Origin of the sequence: Polycladomyces abyssicola, from assembly GCF_018326425.1 — a bacterium.
In the GTDB taxonomy this organism is placed as follows: Bacteria; Bacillota; Bacilli; order Thermoactinomycetales; family JIR-001; genus Polycladomyces; species Polycladomyces abyssicola.
Genome location: NZ_AP024601.1, coordinates 2525766 through 2541077, shown reverse-complemented (window position 1 = coordinate 2541077; position 15312 = coordinate 2525766). Strand labels below are relative to the sequence as shown.

General features: G+C 53.1%; 15 protein-coding genes and 1 riboswitch. Of the genes, 10 read left to right on the top strand and 5 right to left on the bottom strand.

Going from position 1 to position 15312, the window contains the following annotated elements; all coding sequences use genetic code 11:
• Positions 1-105: 105 nt before the first annotated feature.
• A complete protein-coding gene (locus tag KI215_RS12750; RefSeq protein ID WP_212773094.1) occupies positions 106-1677 on the bottom strand; it encodes a motility-associated ABC transporter substrate-binding family protein in 1572 nt (523 codons plus the stop codon).
• A 233-nt stretch (positions 1678-1910) separates the two neighbouring features.
• Positions 1911-3257, bottom strand: a complete 1347-nt coding sequence (locus KI215_RS12745) for an Nramp family divalent metal transporter (protein WP_420830134.1) — start codon at positions 3255-3257, stop codon at positions 1911-1913.
• Positions 3258-3441: 184 nt separating this feature from the next.
• Here KI215_RS12745 and rnz point away from each other — a divergent pair, with 184 nt between their 5' ends.
• Entirely contained in the window at positions 3442-4368 is a 927-nt protein-coding gene (gene rnz, locus KI215_RS12740; protein ID WP_212773093.1) for a ribonuclease Z, read from the top strand.
• Positions 4369-4405: 37 nt separating this feature from the next.
• Here rnz and KI215_RS12735 read toward each other — a convergent pair whose 3' ends face one another.
• Positions 4406-4738, bottom strand: a complete 333-nt coding sequence (locus KI215_RS12735) for an ASCH domain-containing protein (protein ID WP_212773092.1) — start codon at positions 4736-4738, stop codon at positions 4406-4408.
• Between the two features lie 14 nt (positions 4739-4752).
• Positions 4753-6258: a carboxypeptidase M32 gene (locus KI215_RS12730; RefSeq protein WP_212773091.1), complete on the bottom strand. Its 1506-nt coding sequence runs from the start codon at positions 6256-6258 to the stop codon at positions 4753-4755.
• Positions 6259-6502: 244 nt separating this feature from the next.
• Between KI215_RS12730 and KI215_RS12725 the strand changes: the two genes are divergently transcribed.
• The 3 genes from KI215_RS12725 (at position 6503) to KI215_RS12715 (ending at position 8950) form a co-directional block, all read left to right on the top strand.
• A complete protein-coding gene (locus KI215_RS12725) occupies positions 6503-8068 on the top strand; it encodes an amidohydrolase (protein ID WP_212775193.1) in 1566 nt (521 codons plus the stop codon).
• Positions 8069-8189: 121 nt separating this feature from the next.
• Positions 8190-8609, top strand: a complete 420-nt coding sequence (locus KI215_RS12720) for a cell wall hydrolase (RefSeq protein ID WP_212773090.1) — start codon at positions 8190-8192, stop codon at positions 8607-8609.
• A gap of 17 nt (positions 8610-8626) precedes the next feature.
• Positions 8627-8950, top strand: coding sequence for a spore coat protein GerQ (locus KI215_RS12715; protein ID WP_212773089.1), 324 nt, complete (start codon positions 8627-8629; stop codon positions 8948-8950).
• Positions 8951-9042: 92 nt separating this feature from the next.
• Here the strand turns inward: KI215_RS12715 and KI215_RS12710 are convergent, their stop codons facing one another.
• On the bottom strand, positions 9043-9483 hold the full coding sequence (locus KI215_RS12710; protein ID WP_205493377.1) for a YtoQ family protein: 441 nt from the start codon (positions 9481-9483) through the stop codon (positions 9043-9045).
• Between the two features lie 275 nt (positions 9484-9758).
• A riboswitch (SAM riboswitch) is annotated at positions 9759-9883 on the top strand.
• Positions 9884-9962: 79 nt separating this feature from the next.
• On the opposite strand from KI215_RS12710, the gene KI215_RS12705 reads away from it, so the two are divergent.
• The 6 genes from KI215_RS12705 to KI215_RS12680 all read left to right on the top strand — a co-directional run bounded on the left by KI215_RS12705 (position 9963) and on the right by KI215_RS12680 (position 15220).
• Positions 9963-11594 carry a nitrite/sulfite reductase gene (locus tag KI215_RS12705; RefSeq protein ID WP_212773088.1) on the top strand — a complete coding sequence of 544 codons (1632 nt, stop codon included), beginning with the start codon at positions 9963-9965 and terminating at the stop codon, positions 11592-11594.
• The gene (locus KI215_RS12700) at positions 11591-11869 is read left to right on the top strand and encodes a DUF3906 family protein (protein ID WP_212773087.1); all 279 of its coding nucleotides are present in this window, start codon (positions 11591-11593) and stop codon (positions 11867-11869) included. The genes KI215_RS12705 and KI215_RS12700 overlap by 4 nt, the downstream gene beginning before the upstream one ends.
• Positions 11870-11915: 46 nt before the next feature.
• Entirely contained in the window at positions 11916-12638 is a 723-nt protein-coding gene (locus KI215_RS12695) for a phosphoadenylyl-sulfate reductase (RefSeq protein WP_212773086.1), read from the top strand.
• A 1-nt stretch (position 12639) separates the two neighbouring features.
• Positions 12640-13395: a sulfite exporter TauE/SafE family protein gene (locus KI215_RS12690; RefSeq protein ID WP_212773085.1), complete on the top strand. Its 756-nt coding sequence runs from the start codon at positions 12640-12642 to the stop codon at positions 13393-13395.
• Positions 13396-13408: 13 nt separating this feature from the next.
• Positions 13409-14581, top strand: a complete 1173-nt coding sequence (gene sat / locus KI215_RS12685) for a sulfate adenylyltransferase (protein WP_212773084.1) — start codon at positions 13409-13411, stop codon at positions 14579-14581.
• 261 nt (positions 14582-14842) lie between these two features.
• Positions 14843-15220 (top strand): hypothetical protein, encoded by a 378-nt coding sequence (locus tag KI215_RS12680; protein WP_212773083.1) that lies wholly within the window; start codon positions 14843-14845, stop codon positions 15218-15220.
• The last annotated feature ends 92 nt before the right edge of the window (positions 15221-15312 follow it).

Below are 15312 nucleotides of genomic sequence, written 5' to 3'. Positions count from 1 at the left end.
GTCGCCCGTCCGAGCGACTGCGGGAGGTATTCGCAATGGTAGGCAAGCGGCCCGCAGGGATGTGATTTCCCAATACGGGCCGCTTGTCCACTTTTTATCGTTTTCTCAACGGATCTCCAGCTTATTCGTCCACCGGATATCTCGGTCCTGTTTTAACCGGATGTACGCCGTCCCCTTGGACCCCGGGTCGATTTGTGCGGTCAAGGTGATTTCGGCATGTCCTTTGCTGTCCGACTTCAGTTGGAACGGGGCGCTGTAACCGTAAGTACTCGGCCAAGAACCGTCCGCATTACGGAACTTGGCTACTTGTTTCCCGCCTTCCAAATAGAGGCCGAGTCGGTATCCGTTGGCGGTAGTGCCTGGTTGCAAGCCGTCAGCCATCACGCGGATGGTCACCGTTTTCCCGGCGGGAATGGGGTTGGGATGTTCTGCTATGTACCGTACATCCCCGGAGGGCGGAGAGGGTTCACCCGAATCAGTTGCACCGTAGGAACCCGGTTTGAAGGTGGAGGGATCCCACCATTTGTATCCATTTGCAGGCGGCTCCCATGGCTCTTTCTCCGGTTCGGTGCTCTTGGCCGGTTGTTCCCATTCATACAAACGGGTCGGTTGATCCAGTTTCAATCCCGGTACTTCCGAAAGACGGGTGTAGTTTTCCTTTTTGGCCAACCAATTCACCAGATTGACCAACAACACGGCATCATCTTGTTCGTGGAAACCGTCATGCGTTTTTTTGGGTGCACCTGTCTCTTCGTTGCGGTATTTGGGCGTATCGTCTTCCACGGGAGACGAATCGCCGATAAAGGCGGCCTTTCCTTTCCCTGCTTTGGCTACGGCCACCATCGGACCTTCGGGGATGCCACCCCCGTTATAGACGCCTTGGTCGACAGCATGTGGCCATTTGGCGTTGGTACGGGGCAAATAAACGATCCCCTTTGCTTTTTGCGGATCGAGAATGGCGACGGTTGATCCGGCATGCATCGCAAAGGTCTGAACGTCTTTCGTGATCCCGAATGATTGATCCGGCGGCACGATCTGATTGGCCGTCACATCGCCGATCGCGTTGTAGCGGAAACGGACACCGAAATGCTGGGCCAACCAGTCAGTACTGATGACATTCTGCATCGGGGGAGATTTGGCTTCTTCTGGACTCATCCCCTTTGTCGGGCTGTTCCAGGCGCCGCGTCGGTAACCGTTGAACGCTTCGGACGGATCCCAACGGTTTTTGTTTCTGTCGGCATTGTAATGGTCGGAGATGAACAGGATGCTGCCGCCATTTTGGACATATTGCCACAGGGCGGTCTGCTCCGATTGTTTGTAGGGATTATTGGCTTCTCCGATGACGAATACGTCGTATGGGCGCAAGTCATCGTAGGTGAGCGGGTCTTTTTTGCGCAATTCCTTCACTTCATAGCCTTCATCCGCCAATGCTTGGGCGAAGTCAGAAAAACCCCCGTCGATGACCCAGTCAGCCGATCCGGCTGTTTGTTCATGTGTGTTGTCAAACAACACTTTCTTCCCATTCGGCTTGTCGGGTACGATCACTGGGGCTTCATCCTTGGGTTTCACTTTTGGTTGGTGGCTGCTGCATCCGGTGGCCATCAGTATCCAGGGAACAAACAAGCCCAGCAGGACCATGGTGGAAACGAGCACTTTCGCCATTTTGCTCTTGAGCATGAAGGCACCTCCGAGATGGGGATAATCTCATTTTATCACTTATTTTGGAATTTTTCATGCACTTCTTGTCCATCTGTCTTTCTGCATAAAAAATCCCGCGGTTCAGCTCAAATGATATAGCTGAACCGCGGGATGAGAGAAGAACCTTCCTCCATACGTTCTGTCTACGTTCAAAGAGAGATCAATGGTTTTCCGAGATACGTTCCTGTCTGCTTGATCATCTCATCAGGCCGCTATGCCAACAGTGTCGTATACAGCAGGTATGCGTTCAACCCCGCGATAACGAATGCGATCGTCCACGCAACGAATTTCAACCATGTCGGGTTGGCGAATTCACCCATCTTCTTCTTGTCGCTCGTAAACTGGACCAGCGGAAATACGGCGAAAGAAAGTTGCAGGGACAGGATTACCTGACTCAGAATCAACATTTTCATCGTCCCGTTTTCCCCATACAGCGCGGTGACGATGACGGCAGGTACAATGGCGATCAGACGCGTGATCAGCCGGCGCAGCCACGGGGCAAGACGGATATTCAGAAATCCTTCCATGACGATTTGTCCGGCCAATGTACCGGTCAGTGTGGAGTTTTGTCCCGAAGCCAGCAGTGCCACCCCGAACAGCACACTGGCGATGGAAGTGCCCAACAGCGGTGTAAGCAGGTGATATGCTTGCTCAATTCCGGCCACTTCCACGTTGCCGGAACGGTGGAATGTCGCCGCGGACAAAATCAGAATCGATGCGTTGATCAAAAGTGCAAAAAACAGTGCTACCGTGGAGTCGATCGTTGTGTACTTGATCGCTTCCCGCTTGCCTTTCGTTGTTTGGTCAAACTGACGTGTCTGCACGACCGACGAGTGCAGATACAAGTTGTGAGGCATCACCGTCGCGCCGAGAATGCCGATGGCAATGTACAGCATTTCCGGGTTTTGGATGATTTGCGGATTCGGAACGAATCCTTTTGCCACACCCATCCAATCCGGTTTGGCCATCACCAGTTCCACGGCAAAGCAGATGCCGATGACGACCAACAATGAGATGACGATTGATTCGATATAACGAAATCCTTTACTTTGCAGAAGCAGGATCAACAGCACATCCAATACGGTGATCATCACTCCGTAGAGGAGTGGGATCCCGAACAGCAGGTTCAACGCGATTGCCGAACCGATCACTTCCGCCAGGTCACAGGCGGCGATGGCCAACTCGCACAAGATCCACAAGGTGATGGCCACTGGTTTGCTGTAGTGGTCCCGACACGCTTGGGCCAAGTCGCGACCGGTCACAATGCCCAGCTTCCCGGCCAAAGATTGCAGGATCATCGCCATCACATTGGACATCAGGATGACAGCCAGCAGGGTGTAATTAAACAATGAGCCCCCTGCGATATCGGTAGCCCAGTTTCCGGGGTCCATATATCCGACAGCCACCAGATAACCGGGACCTGCAAACGCAAGGAATTTTCGGAGCCACGATCCCTTTTTCGGGATGGGCAAAGAGCGGTATACTTCAGGTAATGTCGGCTGTTGTCGTGCCCGTCGCCATCCTTCGGCGTCTGTGGTGTGTGGTGCTGTCATGGCCATGATCCGATCACCTCTTTCTCTTAACTAACAAAGATGGTTGAAAGCGATTTTTTTGCACTAGGTCAACTTTTGTCGAAAAAAATATAGGTCCAATCTCATTTCACCATAATATTTGTCATGGGCAATAAAGTTGCCCTGATCTAAATTATATATGATTCTTTGACCATAGGGAAGGGGAAGATGGATGGAATTGATTTTTCTGGGTACGGGAGCCGGTGTCCCGGCCAAGGAACGCAATGTGTCGGCGACAGCGTTGAAATGGACGGAACGAAAAGGAAGAACATGGCTGTTTGACTGCGGGGAAGCGACACAACATCAAATCCTTCATTCACCGGTGAAATTGGGGAAAGTGGATCACATCTGGATTACCCATCTTCACGGGGACCATCTTTTCGGCCTGCCGGGTGTGCTGGGCAGCCGCTCTTTTCAGGAAGCGGAAACACCGCTTACCCTGTTCGGTCCGGAAGGGTTGCGTCGATTTGTGGATACGGTACTGACGGTAAGTCAGACACATTTACGATATGAATGTGAAGTGAGGGAGGTGACATCCGGCGTTGTTTATGAGGATGATGACGTGCGGGTGATCTGTGCGGAGTTGGATCATGGCATCCCTTGTTTCGGCTATCGCATCGAGGAAAAGGATCGTCCGGGTTCGTTGCGGACGGATTTGCTTCAGGCATTGGGTGTTCCGCCGGGTCCGTTGTATCGTAGGCTGAAAGCGGGAGAGGATGTACGGCTGCCCGACGGTCGTATGATACGGGCACGAGAGGTGTTGGGACCACCCAAAAGGGGAAGGATCGTGACGATTCTGGGCGACACCCGTCCGACGGAAGCGGCGGTACGGCTGGCATCGCAGGCGGATGTACTGGTACATGAAGCTACATATCGGGCACGGGAAGCGGCCCTGGCAGTAAAGCACGGGCATGCCACCACAGTGGACGCTGCGCGTACGGCTGAACGTGCGGGTGTCCGCACACTGATTCTCAACCATATCAGCCCACGATACGGTGTGGAGGACGAACCGGAGTTGCTGGCCGAAGCCAGAGCCATCTTCCCGGAGACCTACGTCGCCAGGGACGGTTGGTGCTACTCGGTTATCTCACGCGATTGAAACAGGGGGAAACAGAGAGTCGGGAGACGACTTTGCATCAGGTGACGGAACTCCACTCATGCACCCAAACCTCCATCGAAGGAACCCAACGCATGCCCGGGTGTAACGAGAGGATGTACTCTCGGTAGGCGTCCAGATCCGAAAATCCTTCGGATCGGGCGTCGGTGTCTGTCATCTCCCCCAGTTTCTGACGATATACGGCGGTGATGGAAAATCGCCGCCCCCGCAATTCGAGTATTTCCCCGAGATCGGCGTACCGGCCGTTTCTCCTGGCCGCGCGCTTCTCACCGCTCAGTACTTTTTCAATATCCGCCTCGCGTGTGACCAGTCGATCAATGGAGCAGGTTTTGGGCGGCAGGGGATGGGTCATCCCGGACACTCCTTTCAAAGCTCGTACAGTTCTGTGTACTTCTTTGTTAAATAGTCCATATACGGCTCGATAGACAGCGATTCGCCCGTCACCCGTTGTACCAGTTCGTCCGCGGTGTATTTCTTGCCGTGTTGGTAAATGTTTTCTTTCAACCATTGATGCAACGTGCCGAATTCCCCTCGGGCGATCTCTTCTTCAATGTGGGGGTTCGCCCGTTTGGCCGCTGCATAAAACTGCCCGCTTAAAATGTTGCCCAGCGTGTAACATTGGAATGCACCGCCGATCGTATCCGCATACCAATGAACATCCTGCATGACGCCCATGCTGTCCGTCGCGGGCACGATCCCCAAATCGCTCCGATATCGTTCGCGCCACGCATCCGGTAAATTCCGAACAGCCAACCGTCCTTCCAGCATGGCAAGCTCCAAATCGAATCGCAGTATGACATGCAGGTTATAGGTGACTTCGTCTGCATCCGTCCGGATCAGCGAACGTTCCACTTTGTTGATGGCACGGTAAAATGTTTCTTCGTCCACGTCACCCAGCTGGGAAGGGAACACCTTCTGCAGACGCGGATAAAAATGACGCCAGAAGGGGCGACTCCGACCGACGATGTTTTCCCACAGGCGGGACTGGCTTTCATGAACGCCGGAGGAGGTTCCGTTGGCCAACGGCGTTCCTTCGTATTTTTTTGAGATGCCCAATTCATACATCGCATGTCCGGCCTCGTGAATCGTGCTGAACAGGGCTTCGGTCAGATCGTTTTCTTTGACGCGCGTGGTGATTCGTACATCCCCCAATGAAAATTTGGTCATGAAAGGATGGGGCGATTTGTCTTGGCGCCCCCGGCGGAAATCAAAACCCAACTGACGAATCACGAGTTCGCCGAACGCCAGTTGGTCCCGCTCCGGAAAGTGCTGGCGGACGCAAGTGTCGTTGACGGGCTCTTGCTCCGTGATCGCTTGTACGAGCGGGACGAGCCGTTTGCGGAGTTCCCCGAACAACGCTTGAAGCTTCTTTGCCGTCATCCCTTCGTCCACATAATCGATCAGCGGGTCGGCGATGTGCTCGTAACCGGGGAAGAAGCTGGCCAGTTCTCGGCTGTACTCCAGCGTTTGTTCCAAATACGGGCGGACGAGAGAAAAGTCGTCAGCCGCTTTTGCCTTCACCCACACATTGTACGTGGTGGCTGTATGGTTGGAGAATTTGGCGATGAAAGAAGCGGGAACTTTGACGGCACGTTCATATTCCCGACGGGCGACACGGATCAGAGCGGCGTCGTCGGAATCCGGAGGCAAACTTTGCTCATATGATTTCAAATCGTCCAACAAACGGCCCAAACGGTCGTCGGTCAATTTTTCATGCGCCAATTGGTGCAACGTGGCGATCTGCCGTCCCCGTGCTTCTGCTCCTCCTTCGGGCATGTAGGTCGATTGATCCCATGACAATAAGGCAGCCGCCGCGTGCAAATCGTTGATTTCCGTCAACCTCTTTTTTAGTTCTTGCAGACGTGCTTCCATTTTGTCTCTCCTTTTCTTTCACGTAACATGCAATCAGACCAAAATGTTACAATTGATACGGGAAATCAGAATCGATTATGTACGGGATGCAATGAACCAAGACGGGATTCATTCCTGAATATACCCGCTACTCCTCATTTTAACATGATATTGAAAACGTGAATATAACCGATTGGATTCATCATGGCGCAAGGGAGCGGGAGAAGTGGAAAAAACACTGTTCTTACACGGTCGTGTGATCACCATGGATGCTGGGCGGGAATCGGCAGAAGCTGTCTACGTCGAGAACGGACGGATCGTGGATGTGGGAACCAGTGAGGATTTGCTGTTGCATTGGGGAAGAGCAGATGTACGTCGCGTCGATTGGCAGGGGGCGACGGTCTATCCCGGTTGGGTGGACAGCCATGTGCATCTGGCGGCGTACGGGATGCTGCGCCATCAATTGGATCTGAGCGGAACGACGAGCAAAAGGGAAATGCTTTGTCTGTTGCGTGAAATCGCCTCGCGCACACCTGTGGGGAAGTGGATCGTCGGGGTCAATTGGGATGAGAACAGATGGGAGGAAAAGGAAGTACCGCATCGGGAGGAGTTGGACGCCGTTTCCTTGCGGCATCCCATTTTTTTGACCCGAATCTGTCACCATGCACATGTGTCCAATACGATTGCATTCCAAGTCGCAGGTGTGGGATTGGAGCCGGATGATCCGAAGGAAGGCAAATACGGTCGGTACCCCGACGGCAAGGTAAACGGGATGATCTACGAGAACGCATCACGTCCGTTTTTCGCGGCCATACCGGAACCGACAGTCGAACAAAAGCGTTCCTATATCCGTGAGGCGGTGAAAGAAGCGCTGGCCCTCGGGTTGACCGCTGCCCACACGGAAGATTTGCGTGTGATGGGCAGTGTGTGTGAACTGTTGCGGGAATATCGCGGTCTGGTTGAAGCAGGGGTGTGGTTCCGTACACATCATTTGCTTTATCATCCTCATTTGGACGAAGCGGTGGAGTTGAGGTTCCGAGCCGGGACGGGGGATGAATGGACTGATGTGGGAGCGGTCAAAATCTTTGCCGATGGTGCGATTGGGGCACGAACTGCCTGGTTGTCGGAGCCTTATGCGGATGCTCCAGAGACTGCAGGTGCACCGGTTCACTCGGAAGACGAGTTGGCCGAATGGGTGAGCCGGGCACGCAAAGCCGGCTTTCCTGTCGCCGTCCATGCGATTGGAGACCGGGCTGTTGAACAGGTGATCAACACTTGGGAGCGGCATCCCTCGCCAAAGGAAACGCGATATCGGGATCGGTTGATCCACGCCCAAGTGTTACGGCCTGACTTGTTGTCGCGCATGCGCGGATTGCCGATTGTGGCTGACATCCAACCCCGGTTTGTGGCCAGCGATTTTCCCTGGGTGCAGGAGCGTTTGGGAACGGCACGCCTTTCGTATGCCTATGCGTGGAAGTCGTTGCTTGATGCGGGTGTTGTATGCGCCGGTGGGAGCGATGCACCAATCGAACCCTTGAATCCGTTACTGGGCATCCACGCCGCGGTCACCCGTCGCCATCCGGAGGGGTTCCCACACCCAGGGTATGAACCCGAACAAAGACTCTCCGTCAAGGACGCGTTGCGTCTGTGGACGGAAGGAAGCGCATTTGCCGAGGGAAAGGAAATGGAACGGGGGTCGATCAGACCGGGGAAATGGGCCGATTTTACCGTGTTGGATCGGGCCCTTTCCGATACGGAACCGGATGAGATCCTGAAGGCACGGGTGGTCATGACCGTGGTAAACGGAAAGGTGGCATATCTGGCGGAGTGACTGCTTTGGGTTCTGCTTATTCCCTTGTCCCCAAAAAACGGAGCTAGCAAGACATTTTTCTGCTTACATCGAGCGTTCTATTTGTCTTTGCATTCACATAGAATAACCGCGAGGTGATTGCATGCCGGTTCGAGCCAATAGTGATGAAGTGAAATTGTTGGCGCGTCTGATGCGGGCGGAAGCGGAAGAGGACGGCGAGATGGGAATGTTGTTGGTAGGAAATGTCGGCGTCAACCGGGTGATGGGTGATTGTCTGGATTTTGAGGATCTCCGGTCGATCAGGGCGATGGTGTTCCAATCGCCCGGAGGTTTTGAAGCCGTACAGCGGCCGTACTTTTATCAAGCGGCCAGAGATCGAGACATTCGTCTCGCCCGCAGGGTCATCCGGGGCGAGCGTTATGATCCGGCTTCCCATGCGCTGTGGTTTTTCAAACCGGTCGGTCCATGTCCCCCGCGATGGTTCAACCAGCCCCATAGCGGGAGGTACAAAAGCCATTGCTTTTACATCCCCGTACCCGCGTCTTGTCCGGATGTATACTGAGGAGAGGAGGAAAAGCGGTGTATTGGCCTTATTACAATCCATACGGAAACGGTTCCCTGTCGGTTCAAGGATGGGATGACGTATCGGTATCACAGCAGAGACAACGTGTGTATTCGGAAGACCTGCTCAGCCGCAATATCGGGAAAACAGTGACGGTGTATCTTACTTTTGAAAATAATCCCCAGTGGACCGCAAAAAAAATCACCGGCACGCTGCGCGGTGTCGGCCGGGATTTCATCGTGGTCCGTGATCGGCAAACCGGTAAAGATCACATGTTGCTCAACATCAAAATCGATTTTGTGGTGTTTGACGATCGACCCGCCGCTTTGGCTGGTGAATAGCAAAAAAAGGCGGCCCGATCAGGTGGGCCGACTTTGATCAAGCGGAGTCCGTTTTTCCGGTACTACCAGGGGAAGCGGATTTTTTTTGCAGTTCATTCCAACACGTAAGCAAGTGCGTCCAGTGCTTGGTCCACTGTTTCCACGGTCACTTGTGCCCGCTGGGATAGCTCTTTCAACGGATGATGCAGGCTTTCGGGGCGAACCAAAATGAGCGGTTTTCCCATCTGGATGGCCATGGCCGCGTCCATCGCCGTGTTCCATTGCCGGTATTTCTCACCAAACAGCGCGATGACCACATCCGCTTTCTGCATCCAGATCCGCGTCCGCAGGTTGTTCAGTTCGGATGCGGCATGATCCCGGTACACTGCGTTGGGTTGTTTCCCTTTGATCAGTTCGCCGATCGCGTCCGAGCGGTCATGATCTTCTTGCGGCCCTTTAAAAATGATCGGCAGGCCGCGCTCTTCCGCTTTTTTTCGAAGCTGTTCGCGCCAATCGTCGTGAATTTGCCCCGCGAGATAGACCAAGAGTTCCAATTTCCATCTCCTCCTTTTGAGGTCGTGTCTTGATCCATATCGTGTGTATTGCCTTGACGCCACTGTAGTAGCTTCTCTCCCATTGTATCAAAAAGAGACAAACATGCAGTGGCCGTCTTCCGTACACTCGGAGTTTTCTCACAGGTAGCCTGTTCCTATTAAAAAAATATTTTTGAAAAACGGTTGACAATAACGGCAAATCGGAGTATCATGACAACAAATCAGTTTAGTTTACTAATCAGAGTGGTTAACTCGGTTTTAATCATATTTCTGCTTACCCATCCAGAGAGGTGGAGGGACTCGGCCCTATGAAGCCTCGGCAACCAGTTCTGCCTTTAAGCCCTTATAGCGGAACCCGGTGCCAATTCCGGAGAGAACCACGTGTTCTCGAAGATGGGGAGAAAAAGGCGTTATCGAGAAAAACCGCCCCTTTTCTCCCGCCGGGAAAAGGGGTTTTTTACATCAAAGGGGGAGCGATCATGGCGCAACAACAACAGTGGAAATGGGCGAAAGATGTTGACCGTCTGAATGAAGTGGAAAAGTTGAAATTGGAGAAAGACGGTCTGGATGTCATTTCCGATATCATCGAGAAATACGCCAAAAACGGATTTGAGTCAATCCCGGAGGAGGAATTTGCCCGTTTCAAATGGGCGGGATTATACCTGCAACGCCCCAAATCTGATGGTTATTTCATGATGCGGGTGCGGATTCCGACGGGGATATTGAATTCCCGGCAGGTTCGTGTGTTGGCCGAAGTGGCTCGTGATTACGGGCGAGGTCTCATCGACGTGACCACACGGCAGGCGGTGCAGTATCACTGGCTGCGTATCGAGAATATCCCGGATATTTTCCGCCGGTTGAACGAAGTGGGTTTGTACTCGTACGAAGCATGCGGCGACTGTCCGCGCAACATTGTCGGCAATCCGTTGGCGGGAATCGATCCGTATGAGCTGATCGATACGCGTCCGATCGTTGCAGAACTGGAAAAGACATTCTTGCTGAACAAAGAATTTTCCAATTTGCCGAGGAAATACAAAATATCTGTCTCCGCCAACATTCACAATGCGGGGCACGCACAAATCAATGATGTCGCCTTCACTCCCGCGATCAAGGAGATCGACGGAGAACGGGTAGTCGGATTCCACGTGTGGGTGGGCGGCGGATTGTCCAACCGGCCGCATCTGGCTCAGCAGTTGGATATCTTTGTGCGCCCGGAACAGGTGGTGGATGTGGCGGTCGGCATTACCAAAGTGTTCCGGGATTACGGTTATCGTGAAAAACGGCACCGTGCCCGTCTGAAGTTCTTGGTCGCCGATTGGGGACCGGAGAAGTTTTTGGAAGTGTTGACCGAACTGATCGGTCCCTATCCGTCGCGCGGGGAAGATCAGCTGAAAGAGTGGAACGGCGGGTACTTCACGGGTGTGCATCCGCAAAAACAGGAAGGGCTGTGCTACGTGGGGCTCAATATTCCCGTTGGCCGGACCTCCGCGGAAGAGTTTTTCCAACTGGCCGATCTGGCCGATCAATACGGCTCAGGGTCCGTGCGTACGGTGAACACCCAAAACGTGATCATCCCTGACATACCGCGGGAGCAGGTGGACGCTCTGTTGAAAGAACCATTGTTGGAACGGCTGACACCCTATCCGAAAACATTTGTCGGACATGCCGTTTCCTGCACCGGTAATGAATTCTGCAACTTGGCGCTGACCGAAACCAAACAGTTGATGCACCGTACTGTGGAGTATCTGGATTCCCGTATTGACCTCGATGTGCCGATCCGCTTGCATGTGAACGGTTGCCCCAATTCCTGCGGCCAGCAACAAATCGCCGATATCGGGCTGTTGGGCGGCAAATTGAAAACGTCAGCAGGCATGGTGGAGGCATACACCGTGTCGGTTGGCGGACATTTGAACGGGAAAGGTCGCTTCAACACCCAGCTTAAGGGTCGGGTGGAAGCAAATGATGTTCCGCGTGTGTTGGAATCGTTGGTGCTGTTTTACAAAAACGAACGGCAACCCGGTGAGTTGTTTTCCGAGTTCGTGGACCGCGTAGGGGTGGCTGCCTTCCAAGAGCGACTGGACGAAGCGCTGGCGAAGGCGGGAACGCAATGAGTGTACGTAAGACGAAGCAGCGGAACGACAGTGTGGATCCCGCCCTGTTTTTGTACCGGTTATCGGTTGTGATGGAAGCGGGGGAAACACATACGATTGTCGTGCTGGCAGAAGACGACGAAACGGCCTTTAGCGCTGCCGAAAAGGAATGGGAACGGCATTTTCTCGTTCCGCCAAAGGTTGCGGAATGGGCGTTGGAGGAAAAGCGGCGGGCAAAATCGGGAAGCGGCTATGTGATCAGCGGAAATGAATCGGAAAATTCGTCTAATGTGTGACCAATTGCGTCCGGAATGAATATGCATTGTGCAGGAGGGAACATCAATGGGCAATCAAACTGTACAGACGGAAGAAAAAGTGTGGTCACCGGAAGCGTGCAAAGCGGCGGCGGAAGAATTACGGAATTCTCATCCTTCAGACATTCTGGCATGGGCCGTTCAGCAGTTCGGCCCGTCGGATTTGACTTTGGCGTGCAGCTTCGGTTATGAAGATGTGGCGCTTGTGGACATGTTGGTCAAATTAAACCCCGATGTGGATATTTTCTACTTGGACACCGGTCTCTTGTTCCGGGAAACTTACGAAACCCGGGATCGTCTGGCGGAGAGGTATCAAAAGGATTTCATCCGCGTCGCCACAGATCTTACGTTGGAACAACAGGCGCGGGAGTGGGGGGATCAGTTATGGGCACGCGATCCCAACCAGTGTTGTTACCTTCGGAAAGTGGCACCGCTTGAAAAGCAGTTGAACTCCTATCGTGCGTGGATTACCGGTATCCGCCGGGAACAGTCACCCACCCGTGCCAATGCCGAAGTGGTGGAATGGGACACCAAGTTCCAATTGGTCAAGATTAATCCGTTGGCATTTTGGACTTCCGAGCAAGTGTGGTCATACATCAAAGAAAACGAGGTGCCATACAATCCGCTCCATGATCGCCATTACCCCAGCCTCGGCTGTGAACCGTGCACCCGGCCGGTCAAACCGGGGGAAGATCCGCGAGCCGGTCGCTGGGCGGGATTTATGAAAACGGAGTGCGGATTGCATAAGTAAAATGTTGGAGATCGGTATTGTTTTCACGGGTTTTTTGGTGGGCACGTTGGTGGGGCTGACAGGAATGGGCGGGGGGTTGCTCATGACCCCGCTCCTCATTTTGCTTTACGGCTTTTCGCCCACGATGGCCGTAGGAACGGATTTGGTCTATGCCGCCGTGACCAAGGCTGTCGGAACATTGCAGCACGTCCGTCAGCATACGTGGAACAAGCAGATGGTGTTTCAGTTGTTGAAAGGCAGTGTCCCAGGTGGAATACTAGGGGTTTTAGTAATCCGTGTACTGGATCACTTCGACCTGTCTGTGGAGGATGTGTTGGGTCATCTGTTGGGCATCACGTTTATCCTGGTGGCACTGTTGATGGGCTGGCGATTGATACAAAAGCGTCGCCAGGACAGAACGTTCCGCTCATTGTGGCAGATGCCGCTGAGCGTGATGGGATTGGTGGGCGGTTTTCTGGTCGGCCTGACATCCGTGGGAAGTGGATCAATGTTTATGGCCTTTTTGCTGGCCACTACGACGCTACCTTCTCCGGTGATGGTGGGAACCGACGTGGTTCATGCCTTCTTTCTGACGTTGACCACGGGTGTTGTGCACGCATCTTTCGGTCATGTCGACTGGTCGTTTGTGATGTATCTATTGATCGGATCCATCCCAGGCATTCTCATCGGCGGTCGGTTGACGTTGAAATTACCCGATTTCGCGTTACGGATCGGGTTGATTGTAGTGTTGTTTTTGACAGGTGTCAAGTTGGTGTGAGAGGAGTGGAAAAATGGGGGAAACCATCGCACCGCACGGCGGCGTGTTAATTGATCGCGTTGTCGTCGGGGAAGAAAAGAAAGAATGGATTCAGCGAGCAGAGAAGTTGCCGAAAGTCGAAGTGACCGGTGTGACCCTGTCCGATTTGGAGTGTATCGCAACCGGCATTTTCTCTCCGCTGACCGGTTTCTTAAATGAAGAGGATTACCTTTCTGTAAGGGATACAATGCGGTTGACGGACGGTACGGTATGGAGTCTGCCGATTACGCTTCCGTTACCGGATGAGGTGCAAAAAACGGTTAAACCGGGTGACACGGTGGCGCTAGTCCATCAAGGTGTCGTGTATGCCGTGATGGAAGTGGAGTCCGTCTATCGTGTCGACCAGAAAAAAGAGGCGCGCGAGGTGTTTCGTACTGAAGATGAGCAACATCCAGGTGTGGCCCGACTGTACCGTTCACCGGCGGTTTATGCGGGCGGCCCGATTCGGTTGCTGCGTCGCCCGGATCATGGTCTATTTGCTCAATATTTCCATGATCCCCGCGCTGTCCGTGCTGCTTTCCAAGAGCGTGGCTGGCAGCGGGTGGTCGGATTTCAAACGAGAAATCCCGTGCATCGCGCGCATGAATACATTCAGAAGGCGGCGCTTGAGACGGTGGATGGCTTGTTCCTCAATCCTTTGGTGGGTGAGACCAAGTCGGACGATACCCCGGCAGATGTACGCATTCGCAGTTACGAAGTGATTCTAAAAGAGTATTATCCCAAGGATCGGGTGTATTTTGCGGCATTTCCGGCTGCCATGCGCTATGCGGGGCCGCGTGAGGCGATTTTCCACGCCATCGCCCGTAAAAACTTCGGTTGCACTCATTTCATCGTAGGACGCGATCATGCTGGTGTGGGCGACTATTACGGCACCTATGACGCGCAAAAGATTTTCCGCGAATTCCGCCCCGAAGAGCTGGGGATCACGCCGCTGTTCTTTGAACACAGTTTTTACTGTAAACGGTGCGGGGGAATGGCCTCCTACAAAACATGTCCCCACGACAAGGAGCATCATGTTATCCTTTCGGGGACCAAAGTACGGCAAATGCTGAAAGAGGGAATCATGCCGCCGCCCGAGTTTTCCCGTCCGGAAGTAGTTCAAGTGCTGATTGAAGGCATGCAAGAAAAGGAACGTGTTACGCAGTAGTTCATGTCATCATCAACAACCTGCTTGTCCATACCGGAGGGCAGGTTTTGTTGATAAAGTCCACGGTATCCGGTTTCCCGTCTTCACTCGGCAGCAACAGTTAGGGCGTCTTTTGTTGTGAGGGAGCAAATGCTTTTCCCGACAGCAGTATCCCCGTCCTGTATGGACGAGTTTTTTTTGTCCGCGAATCCCAACCATTCTATGCTATAATTTTGTATATGCATGTAGGTAAGGGATGATATGCAAGGAGGATGGAACCGGATGACACAACCATCGCTGCAACAGGCGATCGATGGAGATCTGAAGACCAAATCGGAAGAGCTCGCCGAAAAATATGGGATGGACTTATCCGAGTTTCTAGCCTTTTGTACATATGATCGTGTCAACCACGGCGAGTTGGAACGGATGCGGGGGCTGCTAGAAAAATTCCGTCAAACGATGTTCGATGTAGTCAATGAGGCGGAAACGCTGGCTGATCTTCCAAACAAAGAATTATTTATCGCCACAATCGATGGCGCATTCAATGCTTTCCAATTTATATTACCCGGTGAGCTGGGCAAGATGCTCCGTAAATCAGTTGTTGAGTATCAAAAACGGCAATCGGAAGAGGCGGCCGGGGAGAAGAAAGCAACAGATTGAGACTAGATACATAGACTTGAGGGAAGGTGCCTCAATCCGTTGTCGACCGGATTAACACATGAAACCCCGGAGTTTTTTGCACTTCCGGGGTG

What these genes read in the sequence shown, in the direction of transcription:
- KI215_RS12750 (WP_212773094.1), bottom strand. Translation starts at nt 1,677, where the DNA reads ATGCTCAAGAGCAAAATGGCGAAAGTGCTCGTTTCCACCATGGTCCTG.
- KI215_RS12745 (WP_420830134.1), bottom strand. Translation starts at nt 3,257, where the DNA reads ATGGCCATGACAGCACCACACACCACAGACGCCGAAGGATGGCGACGG.
- rnz (WP_212773093.1), top strand. Translation starts at nt 3,442, where the DNA reads ATGGAATTGATTTTTCTGGGTACGGGAGCCGGTGTCCCGGCCAAGGAA.
- KI215_RS12735 (WP_212773092.1), bottom strand. Translation starts at nt 4,738, where the DNA reads ATGACCCATCCCCTGCCGCCCAAAACCTGCTCCATTGATCGACTGGTC.
- KI215_RS12730 (WP_212773091.1), bottom strand. Translation starts at nt 6,258, where the DNA reads ATGGAAGCACGTCTGCAAGAACTAAAAAAGAGGTTGACGGAAATCAAC.
- KI215_RS12725 (WP_212775193.1), top strand. Translation starts at nt 6,503, where the DNA reads ATGGATGCTGGGCGGGAATCGGCAGAAGCTGTCTACGTCGAGAACGGA.
- KI215_RS12720 (WP_212773090.1), top strand. Translation starts at nt 8,190, where the DNA reads ATGCCGGTTCGAGCCAATAGTGATGAAGTGAAATTGTTGGCGCGTCTG.
- KI215_RS12705 (WP_212773088.1), top strand. Translation starts at nt 9,963, where the DNA reads ATGGCGCAACAACAACAGTGGAAATGGGCGAAAGATGTTGACCGTCTG.
- KI215_RS12700 (WP_212773087.1), top strand. Translation starts at nt 11,591, where the DNA reads ATGAGTGTACGTAAGACGAAGCAGCGGAACGACAGTGTGGATCCCGCC.
- KI215_RS12695 (WP_212773086.1), top strand. Translation starts at nt 11,916, where the DNA reads ATGGGCAATCAAACTGTACAGACGGAAGAAAAAGTGTGGTCACCGGAA.
- KI215_RS12690 (WP_212773085.1), top strand. Translation starts at nt 12,640, where the DNA reads ATGTTGGAGATCGGTATTGTTTTCACGGGTTTTTTGGTGGGCACGTTG.
- sat (WP_212773084.1), top strand. Translation starts at nt 13,409, where the DNA reads ATGGGGGAAACCATCGCACCGCACGGCGGCGTGTTAATTGATCGCGTT.
- KI215_RS12680 (WP_212773083.1), top strand. Translation starts at nt 14,843, where the DNA reads ATGACACAACCATCGCTGCAACAGGCGATCGATGGAGATCTGAAGACC.